General features: G+C 70.7%; 14 protein-coding genes. 7 read left to right on the forward strand and 7 right to left on the reverse strand.

What is annotated here, in order from left to right; translation table 11 throughout:
• Positions 1–74: 74 nt before the first annotated feature.
• The 4 genes from shc (at position 75) to OG883_RS13585 (ending at position 5,688) form a co-directional block, all read left to right on the forward strand.
• Complete coding sequence (shc, locus tag OG883_RS13570) at positions 75–1,946, forward strand: squalene--hopene cyclase (protein WP_266539683.1); 1,872 nt, start codon at positions 75–77, stop codon at positions 1,944–1,946.
• 51 nt (positions 1,947–1,997) lie between these two features.
• Positions 1,998–2,981, forward strand: a complete 984-nt coding sequence (locus OG883_RS13575) for a hypothetical protein (RefSeq protein WP_266539685.1) — start codon at positions 1,998–2,000, stop codon at positions 2,979–2,981.
• Between the two features lie 89 nt (positions 2,982–3,070).
• On the forward strand, positions 3,071–4,303 hold the full coding sequence (locus tag OG883_RS13580) for an acyltransferase (RefSeq protein ID WP_266539687.1): 1,233 nt from the start codon (positions 3,071–3,073) through the stop codon (positions 4,301–4,303).
• Between the two features lie 86 nt (positions 4,304–4,389).
• Positions 4,390–5,688 carry a cytochrome P450 gene (locus OG883_RS13585; RefSeq protein ID WP_266539700.1) on the forward strand — a complete coding sequence of 433 codons (1,299 nt, stop codon included), beginning with the start codon at positions 4,390–4,392 and terminating at the stop codon, positions 5,686–5,688.
• 78 nt (positions 5,689–5,766) lie between these two features.
• Here the strand turns inward: OG883_RS13585 and OG883_RS13590 are convergent, their stop codons facing one another.
• The 7 genes from OG883_RS13590 to OG883_RS13620 form a co-directional block, all read right to left on the reverse strand.
• Entirely contained in the window at positions 5,767–6,942 is a 1,176-nt protein-coding gene (locus tag OG883_RS13590) for an acyltransferase (protein WP_266539702.1), read from the reverse strand.
• 156 nt (positions 6,943–7,098) lie between these two features.
• The gene (locus tag OG883_RS13595) at positions 7,099–8,913 is read right to left on the reverse strand and encodes a GMC family oxidoreductase (protein ID WP_266539704.1); all 1,815 of its coding nucleotides are present in this window, start codon (positions 8,911–8,913) and stop codon (positions 7,099–7,101) included.
• Between the two features lie 298 nt (positions 8,914–9,211).
• Positions 9,212–9,808 carry a dihydrofolate reductase family protein gene (locus OG883_RS13600; protein ID WP_266539706.1) on the reverse strand — a complete coding sequence of 199 codons (597 nt, stop codon included), beginning with the start codon at positions 9,806–9,808 and terminating at the stop codon, positions 9,212–9,214.
• Positions 9,809–10,065: 257 nt separating this feature from the next.
• Entirely contained in the window at positions 10,066–11,190 is a 1,125-nt protein-coding gene (locus OG883_RS13605; protein ID WP_266541512.1) for an MFS transporter, read from the reverse strand.
• Positions 11,191–11,561: 371 nt separating this feature from the next.
• On the reverse strand, positions 11,562–12,830 hold the full coding sequence (locus OG883_RS13610; protein WP_266539708.1) for a hypothetical protein: 1,269 nt from the start codon (positions 12,828–12,830) through the stop codon (positions 11,562–11,564).
• A complete protein-coding gene (locus OG883_RS13615) occupies positions 12,827–13,450 on the reverse strand; it encodes a hypothetical protein (protein WP_266539710.1) in 624 nt (207 codons plus the stop codon). The genes OG883_RS13610 and OG883_RS13615 overlap by 4 nt, the downstream gene beginning before the upstream one ends.
• Before the next feature lie 129 nt (positions 13,451–13,579).
• Entirely contained in the window at positions 13,580–16,360 is a 2,781-nt protein-coding gene (locus OG883_RS13620; protein WP_266539712.1) for an AAA family ATPase, read from the reverse strand.
• A 345-nt stretch (positions 16,361–16,705) separates the two neighbouring features.
• Here OG883_RS13620 and OG883_RS13625 point away from each other — a divergent pair, with 345 nt between their 5' ends.
• The 3 genes from OG883_RS13625 to OG883_RS13635 all read left to right on the forward strand — a co-directional run bounded on the left by OG883_RS13625 (position 16,706) and on the right by OG883_RS13635 (position 19,769).
• A complete protein-coding gene (locus tag OG883_RS13625) occupies positions 16,706–17,140 on the forward strand; it encodes a hypothetical protein (RefSeq protein WP_266539714.1) in 435 nt (144 codons plus the stop codon).
• Positions 17,110–18,702: a gluconokinase, GntK/IdnK-type gene (locus tag OG883_RS13630; RefSeq protein WP_266539716.1), complete on the forward strand. Its 1,593-nt coding sequence runs from the start codon at positions 17,110–17,112 to the stop codon at positions 18,700–18,702. Before OG883_RS13625 ends, OG883_RS13630 begins: the two co-directional genes overlap by 31 nt.
• Before the next feature lie 152 nt (positions 18,703–18,854).
• Complete coding sequence (locus OG883_RS13635) at positions 18,855–19,769, forward strand: cyclase family protein (RefSeq protein ID WP_266541515.1); 915 nt, start codon at positions 18,855–18,857, stop codon at positions 19,767–19,769.
• The last annotated feature ends 19 nt before the right edge of the window (positions 19,770–19,788 follow it).

The raw sequence follows: 19,788 nt of genomic DNA on the forward strand, positions 1-19,788 counted from the left end.
CAACGGCAAACGGGCCGGGCCCCGGGGCGGTCGGGGGTCGGCCACCCCGACCACGAAGCAGGGAGATGGATGTCGTGTCCGACGCGGAACGCGCAGCGCGGATTTCCGAGTCGTTGGAGCTGGCGGTGGCGGCGTTGCTGTCCGAACAGTCACCGGAGGGGTACTGGGAGGGCGAGCTCGACAACAAGATCAGTGTGGATGCCCATCACTTGTTGGTGCATCAGTTCCTCGGACTCGGACAGCCTGCGGAAGGCGACGCCATCAGGGCCTGGATCCGCACTCAGCAGACCGACGAGGGCGGCTGGCCCAATTTCGCGGGCGGACCGGACGACGTCTCGACCACGGTGATGGCGTATCTGGCGCTGCGGTTGGGGGGCGAGCCGCCCGGCCTGCCGTATATGCGGACGGCGGCCGAGCGCATCAACCAGCTCGGCGGCCCGGCGGCGTGCCGCACGTCCACCCGGCTGTGGCTGGCCCTGTTCGGGCTCTGGCCGTGGAGCGATGTGAAGGCGCTCCCGCCCGAAATCGTGTTGCTTCCTTCGCGGGGGCCCCTCTCACTGGACGACTTCGCCGACTGGGCGCGCTATCTGGTCGTCCCGCTCTCGGTCATCATGACGCTGCGTCCGGTACGGCGGACGGAGCTCGACCTCGGCGAGATCCGCGGCCTGCGGCCGTTGGACCGGGAAGCGCCGCGTGCCACGGCGGCGCCTCTCCAACGGCGCGCCCTGCTCTCCCGGGTACGCGCCCGTGCTCGCGCGCGCGCCGGCGAATGGCTGCGGGAGCGGCAGCAGTCCGACGGCTGCTGGAACGGCACCCACTCGGCGACCGTCTACGCCATGATCGCTCTCCACCTGCTGGACCGGCCCGGCGATCGGGAGGCGGTGGAGCGGGCCGCGGAGGGAGTCTCTCTGTTCGTCCGCCCTCGGGGGGACGGACTCAGCAGGGTCCAGTTCTCGCACGGACCGGTGTGGGACACCGCGCAGAGCCTGCTGGCCCTGCGCGCGGCGGGCGTCGAGAACGGCCATCCCGCCGTGCGCAAGGCCCGTGAGTGGCTCCTGGGACGGCAGACGTGCGATCGCGGGGACTGGGGCGTGCACCGTCCCGGCCTGCCGCCCGGCGGATGGTCTTTCCAGAGCGCCAACCGGATCAGCCCCGACACCGACGACACGGCCCTGGTGCTCTGCGCGCTCCAGGGCGGACCGTCAGTGGACGATCCCCTGCTGCCCGGCGCCGTCGAGCGCGGACGTCGCTGGCTCGCGGGAATGGAGTGGCGCGGCGGTGGCTGGGCCGCGTTCGACGTCGACGCCCGGGTGCGCCGGGTGCTGCGGTTGCCCCTGCGCGACGGACGGGCCATGACAGATCCGCCCACCGCCGATGTCACGGCCCACGTCGTGGAGTCCCTGGCCCGATCGGGCCCGCAGTACGCGCCGGCGGTGCGCCGCGGGGTGGGCTGGCTCCTGCGCCACCAGGAACCGGACGGCTCCTGGTTCGGTCAATGGGGCTGCAACTACCTCTACGGAACAACGGCGGCGCTGTGCGCGCTGGCCGCGGCAGGCACGGACGGCGGCCATGTCGCCGTCCGCAACGCCGTGAACTGGCTGTACTCACGGCAGAACGACGACGGCGGATGGGGCGAGGACCAGCGCTCCTACCGCTACGGCGCCTGGCGCGGGCGCGGTGAGGCGACCGCGTCCCAGACGGCCTGGGTGCTGCACGCGCTCATCACGACGGGGGAGCGCGACCAGCGTGTCACGGCCGGAGTCGACTGGCTGCTGCGGAACCAGGAGCTGTCGGGCCGGTGGGAGGAAACGCTGTACACCGGCACCGGGTTCCCCTGGGACGCGCCGATCCGATACGGCTCCTATCCTCGCGTCTTTCCCATCCTCGCCCTGGCCGGTTACCGCCGGACACTGGCCGATCCGGAAGTGGCAGCCGCGTACCGGTGAGGCCGCGCCCCAGCACCGCACCCACGAGGTGACCGCCAGAGAAAGGCGACCATGAAAAACACGCTCCGAGGTACCCGCCCGTCCGGCGAGCCGAGCGCGATGCCTTCCTTGCCGGCGGACGTCGCCCAGCGGCAGTGGGCGCCGTCCGACCGGGCCGTCGCGGCACAACGGCAGGCCCTTGAATGGCTGCATCGCCACGAGTTGGCACCGGACGCCAAGCTCCGGGAGCAGATCGAAGGCATCCACGTGGGGGCCGCTTTCGTCATGCTGTTCCCGAACGGGACGCCGGAGATCCAGGAGTTGGCGAGCGACGTCTTCACCTGGATCACGGCATTCGGTGATGTCCTGGTGGACGGCCGCGAATCCCGTGACCGCGACTTCACCGCACTCATGCTGCATTCGTCCGAACTGCTCCACGGCACCGCCGACACAGTCAGTGAGCCCGGCACCGGGTTCGCCGCCGCGCTGGCCGACATCCTGCGCCGTTCCGAAGAGCTGCTGCCGCCCGAGCACGCCCACCGTGTGAGGCAATCGCTCAACTCGTTCGTCATGACGCAGAACTGGCATGTCAACATGCTCGCGAACGCGGTCCCCCCCGACCTGGCGGACTATGTCGTCGCGCGCCGCCATCTGGTGGGCGGCTGGGCGCTCATCGCGCTGCTCGGCCCCCTGGAGAACTTCAGGTTCTCCGACAGGCCGTACCGCGATCCGCGCGCAGTCGAGCTGAACAAGGCGGCCTGCAACCTGCTGGCGTGGCTGAACGATCTCAGGTCCTACGAGCGGGAGAGCAGGGCCGGCGACGCGGAGCTCTCGCTGCCCTCGATCGTCGTGCGGGACCGGAACTGCACCCTGCAGGAGAGTCTGGCGATCGTGGCCGAGATGTGCGACGCGCAGACGGTCGACGCACAAGGTCTCGTGGCCCGGTCGCGCCGAGACGGGGACCTTGAAATGGCGGACTACGGGGAGCTGGTCTGCGGGCTCATGGGGCACTTTGCCTACTGGCACGCGACCATCGCCGCCGACCGCTACCGCTGACGCCCTGGATGCCGGCACGACCGTCACAGTGATCACCGCGCCCATGGCGCCCCGTTCCCACGGCGCCGTCCCACCAGATCGGGAGCACGATGAGTAGCGATCAGATCGGGAGCACGAAGAACAGCGATCAGATCGGGAGCACGAAGAGCAGCGATCGCCCGGCCCGCCTCCCGTCCCTGACCGGCCTGCGCTGCGTACTGAGCCTCACCACGCTGCTCTGCCATGCGCTGTACGTCTTCTACTCGGACCCGGTCCTCAACTCCACGGCCGTCCAAGCCGTGATGCTGGTGGGCCGGATCGGCGTGACCTGTTTCTTCGTACTCTCCGGCTTCGTGCTCACCTGGTCGGCCCGTATCGGGCACAGCGCCCCCTCGTTCTGGCGGCGGCGTGCCTGGAAGATCGTGCCGAACCATGTCCTGGCATGGACGATCGGCATGGTGTTCATCCTGCTGACCGGAGTCCGGCCGCCGTTCAGCGCGGGCGGCCAGGAGATCACCCCGGCCGACATCTGGTGCCTGCTTCTGGTGTCGGGATGGTGGCCGGCCCAGCACGACGGGGGCCCCAATCCGGCGATCTGGACGGTCACCTGCGAGGTCTTCTTCTATCTGTTGTTCCCGGTGCTGTTTGTCGCGCTCCACAGACTGTCCGGCCGCGTCCTGAAGCGCACCTGGCTGATCGTCGCCGCGGTCATCGTCCTCGTTCCGCTGCCCGTGTCGTTGATCCCGGGGCCGCCGCTGACGGAATCGCTGGGTGTCAGCTACGTCACCCTGTGGGCATGCTTTGTGCTGCCGCTCACCCGCTCGCTGGAATTCGTGCTCGGCATGGCCACGGCCCGCCTGCTCCAGACCGGCCAATGGCCCCACGCGATTCCCAGAACGGTGACGATGGGTTTGCCGGTCCTGATGTGCGCGCTTCTGCCGCTGCTGCCTCCGCACTACGCGCTCGGGCCGCTCTTCGCGATGCACACCGCCGTCTTCATCGTCGCCATCGCCCGCGGCGACATCAAAGGCCGCTCCGGGATGCTGGCCCGGCCGAGGGTCGTCCTCCTGGGAGACGCCTCCTACGCGCTCTACATCATCCATTTCCCCCTCCTGTTGATCGCAGCACACTGGATCGGTCCGGTCAGCGGACCTCGGGCCATCGTGGTCATGACGGCCTGCATGGCCGCGATGCCACTGGTGACGCTGCTGGTCTACCGGTATTTCGAGAAGCCGTTGCTGCTCCGCTACAGCCGTCCCACCCCGTCGCGGGCACCGCTCCCGGCGCATCCCGAACCGCCTGTGGCGAGCAGCGAATCCGAGCGCGCACTGCCCAACAGGTGAATGACAGTCAGCAGTCGAACGAGGAAGGACGCTCGATGTCGGCAGTCTCCGTGCCCGGCGGTTCCCACGCGATTCCCCTGGGGAAAATGGTTCATGGACTGCGCACGGGCGGTCTGCTCGGCGCGCTGAACCAGGTGCAGGCGCATTCGCAGGGAGGCATCAGCCGACTGCGGATGGGCCCGTTCCAGCCCCTCGTGGTGTCGCACCCCGACCATCTCGACCACATTCTGCGCCGCAACAGCGACAACTACACCCGCGGTACGGCGCTGTGGAAGGCGCTGCGACGGTTGACCGGGGACGGCATCACGGGCGAGGGCGCCCCGTGGCGGGTCAGCCGCGACATCATGCAGTCGGGGCTGTCGGCGCGCTGCCTGCAGGAGATGGGCGACGAGATGCTCTCCTCGATGACCACCGCGGTGGAGGACCTGGGGCGGCGCTCACTGCGCGAGGGCCCCGTGGACTCGCTCGTGGAGATGCAGCGCATCGTGCACCGGATCATCAACCCGGTGTTCTTCGGCTCGCGCATCCCGCAGGCGCAGTGCGACCGGCTCGCCGCAGCGGTCTCCACTGCGCTCAGAGGGGCGATGCGGCGCATGGCCGTCCCGTTCGTGCCGATGGCGATCCCCATGCCGGGGGACCGCGCCTTCCGCCGGGGCAGGAGCACCGTGTTCGAGATCCTGCGCCCGGTGATCGACCACGCGCGCACCCGGCCGCGCGACGGCGCCGACCTGATGACCAGGATGCTCAACGGCACCCACGCCGACGGCCGTCCGCTGTCGGCCGATCACATCACCCACGACGTCATCGCACTGTTCTTCGCGGGCTCGGAGACCAGCGCGGCCACCCTGAACTGGGTCTGGCTCCTGCTCGGCCGCCATCCCGAGATCGCCGCCGAGGTGAAGCGGGAGGCCGACCGGGTGCTGGCCGGGGGCCCGCCGAGGCGCGAGCACTACCGGCAGCTCACGTACACCCAGATGGTCATCGCCGAGGTGATGCGGCTGTACCCGCTGGCATGGATGCTGGGACGCACCGCGATCTCCGACGACGTCATCGACGGGACGCCGGTCCCGGCGGGTACGACGCTGGCGCTGTCACCGTTCCTGACCCACCGGTTGGCCGAGTTCTGGAAACGGCCGCTGGAGTTCGACCCCGAGCGCTTCACCAGACAGGCGGTCCGGGCCCGGCACCCGCTGGCCTACCTCCCGTTCGGCGACGGAGCGCACAGTTGCGTCGGGCAGTCCTTCTTCACCCAGGAGGCCACGCTCGTCCTGGCAACCATGATGAACCGCTACCACGTCACCGTGCTGAACGCCGTCACACCGAGCTTCACGTGGACGATGAACCCGTCCGAGCGGGTCCAGTTGGTGCTGAGGCCACGGGGCTGACGGCACACCCCGGTCTGCGCCTCCGGTCCCCGGACCCGGCTTGCCCCTGCCGTTCCCCGCTCCGGCTTGCCCTCCGCCTCAGCGCAGGTCTTCGGCAGCGACCGGACTGGGCGCGAGCTTCGTCGGCGTGTCCAGGTGCGTCCGGGGCCGCCGCGGCTCCGACCAGCGCCGCACGAGCGGCGCCTCGACGTACCGGTACACCACCAGACCGATGAGCACGGAGATCACCATGTAGGCGAGGGTCAGCAGCACGGACTCCCACAGCGAGTAGGCCCGGTTCGCGCCGAGCAGATACAAGCCGATCATCAGAATCGGTGTCTGGACGAGGTACAGCGCATAGGACGACTCGCCCAGGGCCATCGGGACGGGGCGGGCCAGCCGGCCGGTGCGGCCGTCGATGTCGGCCAGCGCCACTGCGGCGACCACCAGGGCGACCGGCGCGGTGAAGGTGCCTCCGAACAGGCACTGCAGGGGCAGAACCGGCATCAGTGCGACCGAGACGACCAGCGGCACGGTGATCGCGGTCCGCGACAGCCGCGGCCAGCGGCCGGTCTGGACGAGCCTGGCGGTCACGACGCCGATGGCGAACTCCGGGAGCCTCACCGGCGGCAGGAAGTAGCTGAACCAGAGACTGTTGTCGTCGAGCCCCAGGGGATCGCCGTAGACCAGACCGTGCATGGCGACGGGAACCAGCGGCATGACCAGCGTGGTGGCGGCCAGCACCCACCACGCGTGCCGGAGCCTGCTGTCCGGAATCTTCCGGACAGCAATGATCAGCAGCGGAAACATCGCGTAGAAGAACGCTTCACAAGACAGCGACCACGCCGGGATGTTGAAGCTTCCGATCACTCTCCAGTCCGGAATCCAGTTCTGCACGAGGAACAGCTGCAGTACGGCTGCGCGTAGTGAGTTCTCCCCGACAAGGTCGGGCAACGGCCGTGGTGTGACGAACACGTAGATCGCCACGACGATCCCCAGGCACAGGACATGATTCGGGAAGATCTTCCAGAAGCGGCGGCGCCAGAAGGCACGGGCGCCGTGGCCGGGCCGGTGCTTCCAGGTCAGGAGGAACCCCGACAGCACGAAGAAACCGCTCATCGCCGCCGTGCCGGGCGGCAAGGTCATCAACGCCAGCGTCTTCAGCGTGCCGGTGAAGAAGTTCGGCGCCACGAGCGCGTGGGCCAGCAGGGCGATGAAAGCCAGCGCCCATCGCAGACCGGTCAGCGAGGGCAGTGTGGGGGGTTTCTCTTGCATGAGCATCTCCCGGCACCGCAGGCAGGCGGCACGGTCTGGCAGACCGAGGCCCGGACACCCACCCGTCGATTGCTCATAGTAATCGGTTGATGACTAACAGTTACCACAAAGGTGCGCCCGGGGGGATGAGCCTCCAGGAATTCCCGCTGACAGGGCTCAGGCCGTCTCGGCGATGAGGTCGGCGGCGTGCCAGGCCGTAGCCATGATGGGGCCGTTGAGGTTGCCGGCGACCATGACGGGCAGGACCGAGCAGTCGACGATGCGGAGGTTGTCGATGCCGCGCACCCGGAGTTCGGGGTCGACGATGTCCTCGTCCGCGGGCCCCATCGCGCAGGTGCCGATGGCGTGGAACCCGCAGTAACCGCCGGTGATGGCCGCGTCGATAATCTCCTCCTCGGACCGCACGCCGCGGCCGGGGAAGGTCTCGTGGCTGATCCGGTTCGCGATCGGCTCGCCGGCGAGGAACTCGCGGATACGCCGCATCAGGTCGGCGCCCACCCGGCGGTCATGGTCGGTGCTGAAGAAACCGGGGTCGATGTCCAGGTCGCCGTCCGGGTCGGCCGAGGTGATCGCCACCGACCCTTCCGAGGTCGGCCGGAGGACCTGGCCGGCGACGGAGAAGCCGGGCTCGCGCTCGATCCTCACTGCCTTGCCCGGCACACAGACGCCGGTGGACCACGGGGCGAACAGCAGCATCCCGTCGGGTCGGTCCAACTCGGGCCGGGTCTTGAGGAACGCGATGACATCGTAGGCGGGGCCGGCCAGCGGGCCCTTGTGTGTCGCCAGATACTTCATCCCCGCCCAGGCCTGAGCCGCCGGGGTGGCCAGCTTCCTGTTGAGCCCCACGTCCTCGTTCAACCGGACCCGTACGGCCAGGCCGCGGTGTTCGCGCATCCGGGCGCCGACGTTGGCCCGATCCAGCCGTACGTCAACCCCCGCTCCACGCAGCACCTCGGCAGGCCCGATGCCGGACAACTGCAGCAGCTTCGGCGTCCCCAGACTGCCCAGGCTGAGCACGACCTCCCGCTCGGCGTGGTGGTCGGCGGTTCCGCCGCCCGGCGTGCGGGTGCGGACGCCGACGGCTTTGTCCCCCTCGAAGAGAATCTCCGAGACGAGGGTCCCGGTCAGGACCGTCAGGTTGGGCCGCCTGCGGACGGGGTGCAGGAAGGCGTCGGCGGCGCTCCACCGTCTGCCGGCCTTCATGGTGCACATGGCGCGGCCGATGCGTTCCCCGTCGGACTCGTTGATGTCGGGCATCGGGGTCAGGCCGACCGTGGCGCCGGTGGCGATCAGTTCGTCACACAGCGGATCGAGGTCGGGTGGCGCGGAGACGTGAAGCGGTCCTCCTGAGCCACGGGTCGGGGATGCGCCGAAGGCGTTGTCCTCGATCGCCCGGAAAATCGGCAGTATCGTGTCCCAGCCCCAGCCGGGGTTGCCCAGCCGTACGGGCTCGTCGTAGTCGGCCTGTTGACCCCGGTTGTAGATCAGGCCGTTGACCGAGCTGGACCCGCCGAGGACCCTGCCGCGGGTCCACTGCTCGGGCTGCCCACCCGGCTTGAGCGGCCGAGTCCGGTAACTCCACGCCACTTTGGGGTTCCCGAACAGCTTGCCGACCCCCTTGGGGATCTTGATGTACGGGTTGCGGTCCGGCCCCCCGGCCTCGATGAGCAGCACCTGTCTGCCGGGATCGGCCGACAGCCGGTTGGCCAGCACGCAGCCGGCGGACCCGGCGCCCACGATCACGTAGTCGAACATTCCGTTCCCCTTGGCAGCTTGGCAGCATTGGCTGCGGGCAGCGAGGTCGTGCACCAGCGGTACGTCCGTGCGCAGGAGCTGTCCGGCGTGTGCGGCGAGGGCGGTCGGGACTGCCGTTGCCGGGCACGACCGAGCCGAAGACTTGCTGAGCAGTTCGGTGAGATGCCCGCAGGCTGTGCGGAACGCCCGGTCGGGCCTGAGCGAGGACCTGGTCATCGTGGCAGCCCGCACGTGTTCGCCGCAGGTGCGACGCGCCGTACGGCAGGTTGCTGAGGTCTTGCGGATGGCGGAGGCGGTAGCCGCGTGTGCTTGCGGGGTTCCGCCAACGCGGGCACGTCGAACGGCTCATCGGGAAAACGACCGGATGTGCTCGACCTCCCCACGTGGTCGCTCAGTTGGCGATCGGGCCGCATTCGCCCATTGGTTGAGGTTCCGACCCCTCCTCCCGCCAAGGCCCGGGGCTCCTGCGTCTGCCCCCTCCGCACAGTTGCCCCGGCGCCCCCGCCGCTCCGAACTACCCCTCGACGACCGGCCGGTAGGTGCACACGTGCACGCCCGCGCCGCTGACGACGGTCGAGACCAGCTCGAGCGTGCGCAGCCCACCATCGCCCGGGAAGATCGATTTACCGCCGCCGAGCAGCACCGGCATGATCATGAGCCGGAGCTCGTCGACCAGGCCCTCGCCGAGGAGAGTGCGCACGAGCGTGGGGCTCCCCATGACCACCAGGTCGCCGCCGTCACGCTCGCGCAGCTCACGGATGCCGGCAACGGCCTTGTCGCCGGGGATGAGTGTGGTGTTGTCCCACGTCAGCTCGTCCTCGCCCAGTGTCCGGGACACCACGTACTTAGGGAGGGCGTTCAGCCGGTCGGCGAACGGGTCGCCGGCCCGCTCGGGCCACGCCCCCGCCATCGTCTGCCACGTGCGGCGCCCGAACAACAGTCCCCCGGCCGTGGCCGTCGCGTCGACAAAGGCACCGCCCACCACCTCGGGATCGAAGAACGGGTGCGACCATCCGCCGTGGGCGAAGCCACCGTCGTTGTCCTCGCCCGGTCCGCCCGGTGCCTGCACGACGCCGTCCAGGCTGATGAACTCGCTGATCACGATGCGCATGAGACTCGCTTCTCTACTCGCTGTGGATGTACGGCAATGGAGACTGCCGTGCCGGTCAAAAATCATCGAGCCCAATCGTTTCCGCAACAGTGATGTAGAACACGCAGCCACGCGTTACTCCTCGGGCCGTAGCCGTAGCCGTAGCCGTAGCCGTAGCCGTAGCCGTAGCCGTAGCCGCGGGCGCCGAGCAGCCCGCGGCCGGCTGTCGGGCGAATCCGGGGTGCGACGCCAGATGCGCGACCTTCACGACTGCTCGGTTACGTCCCCGCCGGCGGCCTGCGCGCGGCGTACGTTCCCGCGCACGCCGCCAGCAGCATCACGCAGCCCGTGAAGATCAGCCCGGCTTGGCGCAGCCCGATCCATGTCGCCATGGCGCCGACACCGACCACCGGCACCGAGATCCCCGCGTAGGCCACGACGAAGAACGCCGAAATGGTTCCGCCGCGACGCTGTGCCGGGGCCGCGTCGCTGACCAGGGCGAGTGCCGCGCGAAAGGCCAGTCCCTGGCCGGTGCCGCCGCACAGGGCACCCAGGACGAGCAGCAGCATGGATTCGGCGATCAGTGAGGACGCCACCAACAGCAGGCCCACGACGAGGATGCCGCACCCCACGGGGAGCGCGAGGCGCGCGCCGATCCGTTGTGTCAGGGACTGCCCGACGGTCGAAGCAAGGAACACGGAGAACACCACCGCGCCCGAAACAGCCAGGTTGTCCACACCCAGTGTCTGCGAGGCAAAGCTCGGCGCGACCGCCGTGAACAGCCCGAGAAGCGCGAAGCCGGCGAACGCCGCCAGCGCGGCGGGCGCGAACACCCCCTTCACCTCCGCAGGCACCGTGACTCCCTGCGGCTTCAGAGGTGGCCATCGCTTCGGCTCCGCCACGGTCTCCGGCAGGAACCAGGTGACCCCAGAGGCCACGGCCACCAGCCCCAGGTGGACCCAGAACGGCAACATCAGTGGCCAGGGCGTGTACTGCGCGAGGAGGCCGGAGAGCAGTGGTCCGCAGCCCAGACCACCCATGTTCGCCGCGGTGGCGGCGAACCCGGCCCGCGCCTTCCGCCCAGGACCGGCCAGCTCGATGACGGCCGCTGTCGCCGCGCCGCTCAGCAGGCCGGCCGCGCAGCCGGACAGCAGCCGCCCCGCGAAGAGCAGAGGCAGACCGCTCTGCAGGAGGAAGCAGCCCGCGCTCGCGGCCGACAAAGCCATGGCGCACAGGAGCACAGGTCTGCGGCCGACCTCGTCGGAGTAGTTTCCCGCCACCAGCAGCACGGTGATGACCGCGACGGCGTACACGGCGAAGACAACGGTCACCATCAGCTCGGAGAACCCGATCTGTTCCTGGTAGAGCCCGTACAGCGGTGTGGGCAGGGTGGTCCCGGCCATCCCGACGGCGAAGACTCCGGCCGCAGCCGGATAACCCGGTCGCCAGCCACCGCCTGCGTTCACTGCGTCCTTGCGAACGATCACGCCCGTCACCCTACGAGCGTCCCTGCGCTGCCGCCGCCCGGCACGAGCGGCGCGCTGCACCGCACGAATGGGAGCGGGCGCAGGCCTCGCCCGGCTCCGTACCGGGCCGTCCCTGGGGCTGCACGACCCGCGGCGGCTATCAGCGCAGACGACTGCGGAGAGCGGGGCGTACGCAGGTGATCAGCCTGCCCACTTCCTCGCGGCACATCGACGGGGCCGTTGTGGAGTGGACATGGACGGCTGCTCTGTTCCCGTGGGTGAATCAGGGGGCACGGTCGAGGTCCGGCTCAACCGACGAGGGCAAAGCTCACCAGAAGCAGTGTCACCCCGGACGTGCCGGCGAGCCAGAACCACCACGCGCGGCGCATCGTGGTGAGGGCCGTGGCGGCGAGGGCCTCGGCCACCACGGCGACGGCCGTGGCCGATGCCAGGAAGAGGGCGCGCCGACTGGCGCGTTCCGCCAGATCCACCTGGCGTACCTGCTCGGCCTGGGCGTTCGACAGGCGCTCCGGTGCCCTGCCCAGGGCTGCTACCGCCGCCGGGTCGACGCCGTCCGTGGCGGTGGGCGGCCGTCCCATGTAGTCGACGATCTTCCGTACCTGCTGCGCGATCACGTTCTCCACGATCGCAACCGTCTGCTCGTGCCGGGCCTCCTGCGGGCTGACTCCCGTCTCCAGAGAGGCGAATTCACGTGCCGTCGCCTGCAGGGCCGCGGCCTCGGCGGCACGCAGACCTTCGGTGAGGAACGCGGTCCGCTGGCCGTGGGCGGTGATCGAGGTGCTGAGCTGGACCGCCCTGCGCGCCGCCTCGGCCTGGGCACGCTGTTCGTTTCCTGCCGCGAGGATCTGGCCCAGGGGCAGCAGGAGCAGCATGGCGAAGACGAACAGATGGAGCTGGGCGGCGCGGCGGTTGCGGGTCGTGACGGCCGGTTGAGGGATGATCTCCACCGCCCTGAGCACGCGCGGACCGCCGGGCGCCGGTGTGCGGCGCCAGCGCCGTGGCCGGACGACGTTGCCGGTGACCACCGCCAACAGGACGGCGGCGACCGCAACGGCGGCACATGCCAGACCCCAGGCCACCTGCCGGTCGCCCGCCCGGAGTGTCGCGCCGGGATCGACGTCGTACAGCTCGGGCGTGCGCCGCTGTACGTCGGCCAGCCGGCGCGGCAGGTCGTAGCCGAGATCCTGGTGGCGGTAGCCGCCGTTGCCGAGCAGACTGCCGGGTTCCGCGGCGCGCCGCAGGCTGAAGGCGGTCTGTGCGGCAAGCGTGTGCTCGGAGGCCGCTACGCGCCCCTGGCCCTTCACGGCCTCAAGTCCGTCCGCGCGCGCGTGCGACGCGGCGACGCGGAGGGCGAGCGGAGCCTCGTCGCCGTACACGTACCGGATGTCCTCCAGCACGGCGGCCTGCCGTTTGACGTCCTGCCGCACCGCGTCCTGATAGGTACCGGATGCTTCGCTGAACTGCCAGGTGGCCAGCAGCACCGCCGCGGCGACGACGGCGATCAGCGCGAGCTGCACGCGGATACGGACACTGAACCGCCGCTCGGGGTCACTCACGTCGACGGCCGTTGAAAGGTCAGCCGCAGCCCATCGTCGCCGGTGAGGGCAAGGGTGTCGCCCGCCACCTCCCAGACGCGGGCCTCGGGTGTCAGCTCGCCGGGCTGGTCGGTGTAGTTGCCCGCCGGGTCCCCGGGGTCCTGACGTGTCCTGGTGACACTGGTCGGCTCCAGGAGCAGCACGTTTCCGTCGACGCGCGCGGTCCCGTCCGCGAGGTGGGTGATCTCGACGGTTCCGGCCGGCCCGGCGTAGGACATCAGACCGATGAACCGGTAGCGGCCGTCCGGCATGAACCGGTAGGCCAAGGTGGCGTCGTCACCCTCGGAGTCGCTCTCCCAGGCGCCCGCCAGGGACTCGGGGATGACCGTGTCCACTGCGGGAGGGGGGTCCGGCGGCGCGTCCGGAGAAGTCGTCACGGGGCCGGGACCCTGTCCGGAGTCGCTCGCATCCGACGAGGAGTGGTGGTCAGCGGTGTGGCCTCCGGAGGTGTCGGGGCCGGGGGAGCAGGCCCCGATGGCTGCGACCAGCAGCACGGAGACGAACGTCGTGCGTATGCCGGTGCGGGCCCGGCCCCGCCACGTGCTCGGCGGGCCCCCTGTCCGACGGATGTGGATGATCACTGCATGCCTCCCGTTGAGGTCGCGCGGTAGACCCGGGCGCCACCTTTACTGTTCGGCACGCTACGGACGAAGCGAGGGACTGCGCCTCGACAGGCGCCCCAGGGTTACCCCTAGCCTTGGGTCGGCCTGTCAGGCATCCGGGGCGAGCCTGCCCGCCAGATCCCTGCGGGAGGAGATGCCGAACTTGGCGTAGACATTGCGCAGGTGGTACTCGATGGTCTTGACGCTGAGGACCAGCTCGCTCGCGATCTGACGGTTCGTCCTGCCCTGGGCCGCGAAGGTGGCCACGGCCAGTTCCTGGGGGGTGAGCAGCGGGTGACGGGCGTCCTGCGGGCGCGTGGACACCCGGCCGCACGCGGCCAGCTCCGTGTCGCACCGCTCCAGGTACGGCGCGGCCCGCAGCTGGTGAAAGGCGCGCCGGGCGGCCTCCAGTTGAGGAACCGCGGTGCCACGCCTGTTGACGCGGCGCAGGAAGGTTCCGTAGGCGAGGCGCAACAGGGATTCCTCCCAGCACGGTTCGCCCCGCTCGCAGTGGGCCAGCCCGGTACGGAAGGCCTGTTCGGCTGCCCGCACATCGCCGCGTGAGCTTTCCACGATGCCGCGGCAACGCGCGGCCGCCGCCTGGTCGAGCCACCGGTTCCGCTCGGCGGCGCGGCTTTCGTACGGCTCCAGTACCTCTTCCGCCTCGTCCGGGCGTCCGCTGCGGGCCAGCGCCTCGACGAGCAGCGGACGCCACGGAACGATGCCGGCCTCGTCGATGCCGACGCGGTACGCGATCTCCTGCGCGAGGAGCGGGCTCAGCGCGGTGATCACCCCTTCGTGATCGCCTCGGGCCGCGTGTACCAGGGCCAGTGCGCTGGACGCGAACGCGGTGTCGTTGACGTCCCCGAGCACGCGCGCGTGCCCGGCCGCGGCCGCGGCATGCGCCTCGGCGGCCGGGAAGTCGCCCCGGCCGGCCAGGGGAAAGGCGGCGCAGGCGTGCACCACGGCGAGGATCGACACCTGGTCCGTGTCCTCGGCCAGGGACACGGCCTGCGTACCGTGGGCGATCGCGTCGTCCCACCGCCCGGCGCGGTACTCGGCGTCGGTGAGGAATCCGAGCGACACGAGAGCCGCGTACGGCAGCCCGCCCCGCCGATGGGAGGCGAGGGCATCCCGCAGATCACGCCTGGCGTCCCTCAGTTGCCCGTTCCACAGCCGCAGCATGCCGCGTGCGAGCAGGCCGTCCAGCTGCTCCGGCCCCTTCCGCGGCCCCGAGTCGGGCAGGTGCGCCAGGCACGCCATGCCCTGCTCGTAGTCGCCGGAGAGGGCCAGCCCGATCGCGAGGGAGTCCCGCAAGAAGGACGACCGTGACCCGGGCGGCAGGTCCAGTCCGCGCCGGGCCCAGTCGACGATGCCCCCGGCATCTCCCTGGATGAGGCTCAGCCAGGCCAATTGCTCAGCAGCGCAGCGGATGGTCTCCGTCCCGGTCGCCGCGTCGATGGTGTCCCAGCAGGCGGTGAGTTCGCGGCGCGCCTCCTCCAGCCGGCCGGCGGTCAGGGCGAGATGCCCCAGAACATAGTGCTGTTCGGCCGTCGGGGCCATCTCCCGCAGGCCCCCGGCGAGTTCGGTGGCCTGGCTGACGTCCCCGGCGAGCAGCAGCCATCCCACCGTCCGAAGCATCCGCTGAGCGTGGTGGGCGCGGCTCGTGGACAGCCGCGCGGCCGCCATCGAGGCAGAGGCGGCAGCCGACCAGGCCCCCTCGTCGGCCTGCTGCGCTGCGAAGGCCTCCAACTCGTCCGCCAGCTCCGCGTCCGGCCCGATCGCGGCATGCACCCGGTGGTGCAGGGCCGCGCCGGGGTTGTCCGCGAGGGCTGCCGCCCGTGTGTGAAGGCGGGAACGCTCGGCCGGTTCCACACCCTGGTACACGGCGGCCCGCAGCAACGGGTGGGGGAAGACGGCTCTGGGCATGGCACCGACCGGGCCCTCCTCCAGCAGCTCCCGGTCCATCGCCTCCGTCAGTGCCTCCAGAGGCTCCTCCACGCCGCCTACCTGCGCCGCGATGTGCAGCGGACTGGACATGCCGATGACGCTGACGGCACCGACCAGCCGACGCGTACGCGGCGCGCAGTCATCGAGCCGCTCGGCGATCAGCCGCTCGTACCTGCGCGGTGCGGGCAGGGGCATGGTGCCCGTACCCAGCACCTCGGCGGGGAACTGCTGGAGCAGCGCCTTGGTGTGCAGGGGGTTCCCGTGCGTGTGCCTCCTCAGCCGGGCGAGGGCCGCCCGAGGCAGCGGCGAAGTCCCCAAAGCCGCGTTGAGCGCGCTCAGTTCGGGCATGTCCAGGCCTTCCAGCGTCAGCCGGAGAGTGGTGTCGTCGTCGAGGATCCGGCGCAGCCCCCGCGGCAGCCGGGGATGACCGGCGTCCCGGGTCGCGAGCACCGTCAGCACGCGGTCGACACTCAGGCGGCGCAGCGCGAAGGTGAGCGCGTGCAGGGACGGTGTGTCGGCCCAGTGAGCGTCGTCGATCACCATGACGACGGGGGTCTTCTCCTGGAAGCCGCCCAGTGCGTCGATCAGGGAGGCGCCCACGAGAACGGGGTCGGGCAGCGCGGCCCCGGAGCGCCCACAGCGGCCCAGCTCCCGTAACGGCGAGTCGCGGGCCTGCGGCACATGTGCCAGCAATTGTGCGACGACCCCGTACGGCAGGTGCATCTCGATCTCCTCGCCGCCGGCCCGCAGGACGCAGCAGCGCGGATCCATGTCGGCGAGGAAGCGCCGTACGAGTGAGGTCTTTCCGATGCCTGCAGGCCCGTCGACGAGGACGATCTGCGGCTCACTGAGGATGGCTCTGGCCCACCGGGCGCCCATCCGTGAGAGCTCGTCCGCCCGACCGAAGAACAGCGCTTCGGGTACCTGCCGCCGCGGCATACGATTTCCTTCCCCCGGAGCGTCCCGCCGACCCTGCTCGCCGGCCCACGCCCATGCAGTGACCGACGTGGGCGCCGCCCGCCTGGTTCGGTGGCGGCGTACGCATCACCCGCACGAGCGAAACCCGCCGGGCCGGCGTGCCCGGCCCGCACCCCGAGCGAGCCGCGCTCGACAGCATCCCTCACGCCGCCGACGCGGCCGGCCCCGCCCGGGAGCGGCGGCGCGCCGGCGCGGAGCAGCCCCCCGAGGTGCGAAGCGGATCACTTGGGCCGAGATTGGAAGTAACCCGATCGGCCGTACGGGCGACCGTCCGACAGACCGGTCGTAGAGACGAAGGAGCGCATCATGACGAGTCATGTGAGCGGAACCCAGCCGGGTGCCGCGGCGCACAGTTCGGCGAAGAGCGGCCTCGGCAGCGGGTGGCTGGTCTTCGCCGGTGTTCTGATGATCTTCGGCGGCTTCATGACGCTCTTCGCGGGCATCGCCGCCATCGCCAACGACGAGGTGTTCGTCGCCACCCGCAACTACGTCTACCAGTTCGACCTCACCGGATGGGGCTGGATCCATCTCATCCTCGGAATCGTGATCGTTCTCGCCGGATTCGCCCTGTTCACGGGTGCCGCATGGGCGAGGGTCGTCGGTGTGGTGCTGGCAGGTCTGGGCATGGTCGCGAACTTCATGTGGCTGCCCTACGCGCCGCTCTGGGCGATCGTGCTGATCGCCGTCGACGGCTTCGTCATCTGGGCGCTGTGCGCGGCTCCGAGTCCTTCGGAGAGCTGACGCCAGGCACACCACCGGCACCGGCATCGGCGCGCGACGCGGGCGGAGCGGAGTCTGCGGCCCTGCTGCTCGTCGTCGGTCCCTCGGGATCGGGCAAGTCCACGGTGGCCCGGTTGCTCGCGGACCGGCTCGGCCGGCCCTACCGGGACGCGGACGATTTCCACCCCCCGGCCAACCGCGCCAAGATGGCGGCCGGTGAACCGCTGACCGACGCGGACAGGCGGCCGTGGCTGAACGCCATCGCCGCCTGGATGGACCAGGAGATCGCGGCGCGGCAACCGGCCGTCGTCACCTGCTCCGTACTCAAGCGCGTCTACCGGGACCAACTGCTCCGCGGACGGCCCCGGGTGCGCCTTGTGTACCTGCACGGTTCGCGGGAGCTCATCCGCTCCCGACTGGCTGCCCGGCAGGGCCACTTCTTCCCGGCCGCTCTGCTGGACAGCCAGTTCGCGGATCTCCAGGAGCCGGAGCCCGACGAACATCCCTGCGTGGTGGAGATCGACCAGCCGCCGGAAGCCATCGTCGCGGCCATCGTCTCCTTGCTGCGCGTGGACACCGCCCCGGACCACCCGGCCACCGGCGCGGCGGCCGCCCGCACCGCACCGACCGAGGAGCCGCACATGCCCCCGCGCGCGACGGGAGACGCGACAGGAGAACAGTGGCAGCTGCGCCACGGCGGGCAGTCGGCCGTCGTGGTCCAGCTGGGCGGCGCCCTGCGCCACTACGAGGTGGACGGCCGGCAGCTGCTGGACGGGTTCACCGCCGACGCACGGATCACCGGCGGCCGAGGGCAGCTTCTCGTCCCCTGGCCCAACCGGGTGGGCGGCGGGCGCTACCACTTCGAAGGCCAGGACCTGCAACTCCCGCTGACCGAGCCGGAGAGGCACAACGCCATCCACGGACTGCTGCGCTGGACCCCGTGGCAGCTGCTCGCCCGCAGCGACGACGGAGTCAGGGCGGGCACCACGCTCTTCCCGCAGCCGGGCTATCCCTTCCACCTCGAGGTATTCGCCGAGTACAAGCTGGGTCCCGAGGGGCTCGAGGTCACCGTCACCGCGACCAACGTGGGGGACACCGCGGCACCCTACGGTGTGGGCCAGCACCCCTACTTGACCGTGGGCACGGGTCGGGTGGACACGGCACTGCTGACGGTGCCCGCCCGCCACCGGCTGTGCACCGACGAGCAGGGCCTGCCGACCGGCCAGGAACCGGTCGAGGGCGGGGCGTACGACTTCCGCACCGCCCGCCCCATCGGCGACCAGCAGCTGGACACCGCCTTCGCCGGACTCGACCGTGACGCCGCCGGCCGGGCCGTAGTGCGGCTGGCCCACCCCTCGGGCCGCCACGGCATCGACCTCTGGCTCGGCGAAGGCACCCGATACGTGCAGGTGTACACCGGTGACACGCTGCCCGAACCCGAGCGGCGGCGGCGCGGTGTCGCCGTGGAGGCCATGTCCTGTCCGGCGGACGCGTTCCGCAGTGGTACGGATCTCACCACCCTCGAGCCGGGCGGCAGCCATGTGCTCCGGTGGGGGCTCAGCCCGTGGGGGACCAGCGGCTGAGGCCGGTGCCGCGGTCGCGGTCCCGGACCGGCCGATCGACAATGAGTCCGATCGATGAGGCCGATCGACAACGAGACGGCCGTACGCACAACTCGTCGGCGGGAGGCAGCATCCTCATGACCTCGCGCACGGAACCACCGGCCTCCCGGTCCATGACCACGGACGCCTTCCGGGCGCTGTACGAGCACCTGCGCGACGGGGCCCGGCGCGGTCCCGGCGACCGGCGCGGGGCGCTCTGCCACCTGACGCCCGAGCGTGTGGTGGCAGCCGCCGCCGAGGTCCGGTCCGGCCGTACGGTGTCCCTCGCCGCGCCCGTCGAGACCCGGCCCGGGCCGGACAACCCTGAACCTGCGGACCACCGGATGACCGGACCCACTGCCGGTGACATCGGCGCGGGCGGGCTGCACTTCGCCGTCGACCGGTTCGCGATGAACGTGCACGGGGACGCCGACAGCCATCTCGACGCGCTCTGCCACGTGCTGTTCGACGGTGAGCTCTACAACGGGGTCCCCGCGAGCAGTGTGACACCGGACGGCGCCGGCTCACTCTCCCTCGACGTCGTCCGGGACGGCATCGTCGGCCGCGGCGTGCTCCTGGACATCCCACGACTGCGCGGCGTGCCCTGGCTGGAACCCGGCGATCATGTGACGGCCGCCGACCTGACCGCCGCCGAGGCTGTCCAGGGCGTCCGGACCGGCCCGGGAGACCTGCTGTTCGTCCGGGTGGGTCACCGCCGTCGGCGCCGGGAACTCGGGGCTTGGAACGCGGCGCAGGCCCGGGCCGGCCTTCATCCGACGGCGATGCGGTTCCTGGCCGAGCGGAAGGTCGCGGTGCTCGGCTCGGACGGCAACAACGACACCGCCCCCAGTTCGGTGGCGGACATCGCGTTTCCCGTGCATGTGCTGGCCATACACGCCATGGGGCTGCACCTGATGGACTATCTGCAGTTCGAGGAGCTGGCTCCCGCGTGCGCAGATGCGGGCCGCTGGAGTTTCTTCTGTGTGGTCGCCCCGCTGCGGCTGCCCGCCGCCACCGGGTCGCCGGTGAATCCGATCGCCGTCCTGTGACCGCGGCCCGACGGCCGCG

This window comes from Streptomyces sp. NBC_01142 (assembly GCF_026341125.1).
Lineage (GTDB): Bacteria > Actinomycetota > Actinomycetes > Streptomycetales > Streptomycetaceae > Streptomyces.

Excerpts from the sequence above, each read along its gene's own strand:
- OG883_RS13575 (WP_266539685.1), top strand. The coding sequence starts at position 1,998 with ATGAAAAACACGCTCCGAGGTACCCGCCCGTCCGGCGAGCCGAGCGCG.
- OG883_RS13580 (WP_266539687.1), top strand. The coding sequence starts at position 3,071 with ATGAGTAGCGATCAGATCGGGAGCACGAAGAACAGCGATCAGATCGGG.
- OG883_RS13585 (WP_266539700.1), top strand. The coding sequence starts at position 4,390 with ATGGTTCATGGACTGCGCACGGGCGGTCTGCTCGGCGCGCTGAACCAG.
- OG883_RS13590 (WP_266539702.1), bottom strand. The coding sequence starts at position 6,942 with ATGCAAGAGAAACCCCCCACACTGCCCTCGCTGACCGGTCTGCGATGG.
- OG883_RS13595 (WP_266539704.1), bottom strand. The coding sequence starts at position 8,913 with ATGACCAGGTCCTCGCTCAGGCCCGACCGGGCGTTCCGCACAGCCTGC.
- OG883_RS13600 (WP_266539706.1), bottom strand. The coding sequence starts at position 9,808 with ATGCGCATCGTGATCAGCGAGTTCATCAGCCTGGACGGCGTCGTGCAG.
- OG883_RS13605 (WP_266541512.1), bottom strand. The coding sequence starts at position 11,190 with ATGGCCGGGACCACCCTGCCCACACCGCTGTACGGGCTCTACCAGGAA.
- OG883_RS13620 (WP_266539712.1), bottom strand. The coding sequence starts at position 16,360 with ATGCCGCGGCGGCAGGTACCCGAAGCGCTGTTCTTCGGTCGGGCGGAC.
- OG883_RS13625 (WP_266539714.1), top strand. The coding sequence starts at position 16,706 with ATGACGAGTCATGTGAGCGGAACCCAGCCGGGTGCCGCGGCGCACAGT.
- OG883_RS13635 (WP_266541515.1), top strand. The coding sequence starts at position 18,855 with ATGACCACGGACGCCTTCCGGGCGCTGTACGAGCACCTGCGCGACGGG.